This window comes from Streptomyces spinoverrucosus, assembly GCF_006539505.1.
Lineage (GTDB): Bacteria > Actinomycetota > Actinomycetes > Streptomycetales > Streptomycetaceae > Streptomyces > Streptomyces spinoverrucosus.
In genome coordinates, this window is sequence record NZ_BJND01000162.1 from 1 (window position 1) to 2,265 (window position 2,265).

Here is a 2,265-nt window from a genome sequence, read left to right on the forward strand (position 1 = left end):
TGCCCTTCTTGATGAGTTGGGTCGGGGACGGGACGCCGTGCACCTTCTCGGGTGTCGGTCTTCCCGTCCCCGCCCGCCGAACCGGACGTGCCCGTTGGCCGAGCATCCGGCTCTCCCCGTGATCCGATGGATTCAGGCGAGGTATTCACTGACCTGGCCGACGAAGGCCACATCGTCGTGGCTGGTCCGGCGGAAACGTGCCCCGCGTGGATCGACCTCGTCGATGTTGTATGGCGTGCTGATCTGCGCTCCGCGGAAGCGATAACGCTCGACCTTCATCTTCGCCGGGTTGTAGAGGGTGATCCCACCCTCCGCGATGCTGTCCGCCGCGAAGTAGCGGCGACGCATCTGCTTCCAGGTCAGACAGGGGTGCTTGCGGCGAATCCACAGATTCATCCTCCGCCATGCGTACCAGCCGAGATACGCGAACGTTCTCTTCGAGACGCCGTAGCGGAAGTAGGCCGCCCAGCCCCGCAGGACCGGGTTGACCGCCCGCAGCACCTCCTCCAACGAGCGCGAGGTCGTGCCCCGCCCCGTCAGTTTCTTGATCTTGTGCATCACCGATGCCAGAGACTGCTTGGAAGGAATGGTGAGCACCACACGACGGCCGCCGCCCCAAGACCTGCGCTGGATGCGGAAGCCCAGGAAGACGAACCCGTCGTCAATGTGGGTGATGTGGGTCTTCTCCTCCGAGAGGGTCATCCGTAGTCTGCTCTCCAGCAGTTCACCGATCTCCGCCTTCAGCGCCTCAGCGTCTTCCCTCGTGCCGTGAACCAGCACCACGAAGTCGTCGGCATAACGCACCAGCCGGAAGTTCGGCAGCCCCTTGCGGCGTCGATGCTGTCGGCGCCACGCCGGGCTCATCTCGGTGTCCCAGGTCCGCGAGAAATGCCGGTCCAGGACAGAGAGATAGATGTTGGCCAGCAGCGGGGAGGCGACTCCTCCTTGCGGAGTACCGGTGAGGGACTCCGCGAACCCGCCCTGCAGCTCGACGACTCCGGCCCGCAGGAACGCGCTGACCAGCCGCAGGACCTTGCGGTCCTTGATGCGCTCGGCCACCAGATCCATGAGGACGTGGTGGTCGACGTTGTCGAAGCAAGCCTTGATGTCGCCCTCGATGACCCACTCGTAGTTCGACGGCCTGCTTGTGCAGTGGTGGATTTCGGCGATGGCATCCTGAGCCCGACGTCCCGGCCGATACCCGTAGCTGGACGGGTAGAAATCGGCCTCGAAAATCGGCTCCAGGATCAGCTTGAGGGCCATCTGCGCCACCCGGTCACGCAGAGTCGGGATACCCAGGTAACGGACCTTTCCGTTCTTCTTGGGGATCACCGCCTGCTTGACCGGCAGCGCCGTGAAGGACCCGTCCTTGAGCGAGGAGCGAAGCTCCTCAAGGAACGGAATCACTCCCAGGCGTTCCTCGACGTGGTACCGGGTCAGCCCGTCCACGCCCGCCGTCCTGGCGCCCTGGTTGCCGGACACCCGTTCCCAGGCCACCAACAACGTGGCCCGGTCACAGATCAAGTTGAATACATCCTCGAACCGGCGACCCGGCTCGTTCCGTGCCCATCGGTGCAGCTTGAGCTGATGGTCGAGTACCCGCCGCCCGGCCGCCATACTGCCCGGCCAAGTCGTTGTCGGCGGCGCGTCGTTGTTCAACAACGTCCCTCCCCGGCAGCAGCCCTGCTGCTGTCACGCTGTCGCCCTTTCCCGTGTGACCGGCTTTCCCGGTCTCTGAGTACTACGGCGACTCCGCCACGATCTGGTCTCATCAGCGGGCGTCGCGCCTGCCCGCCGCCCGGCCGGCTGCCGGACGGGAAGGGCGATGCCAGATCGCTTCCCACGTTCACTGAGAATCTCTGCGACGGCTTCGGTGCCCGGCTTTACCCCGGCAGTATCGCCACGGACCGCACATCGCAGTCTTGGTCCGGGCCTCCCGGCGCCCACAGGATAAAGACGCCGGAAGAGGAGAGGCCACCGGATAGAGCGCTCTCCAGCACTGCGGCGCGGCCCATCCACCAGATTCGGCAGGCCGCTGACGACTCACGGGGCTTCAACCACCGATTCAGTCTCCTTACACCCATTCCGTCTTCGCTTGCGGGCACGAACCGTCTGGTGGTGTCGGTCCGCCCCTACGTTGTCGAGGCTGCTTCCAGCTTCGCCCCCAACCCGGGGCTCCACCTGCCTCCAGCTTCAACCGGTCACTGCGATGACCAGCGGCGGGTTCCTCCTCCCGCTCGATTCCTCAGCGCCTCGTGGCGCACA

Annotated in this window: 1 protein-coding gene; it reads right to left on the reverse strand. The window is 65.1% G+C overall.

The annotated features are described in order from the left end of the window. Positions 1–132 precede the first annotated feature (132 nt). Positions 133–1,659, reverse strand: coding sequence for a group II intron reverse transcriptase/maturase (gene ltrA, locus SSP24_RS42240; RefSeq protein WP_308794847.1), 1,527 nt, complete (start codon positions 1,657–1,659; stop codon positions 133–135). Positions 1,660–2,265 lie beyond the last annotated feature (606 nt).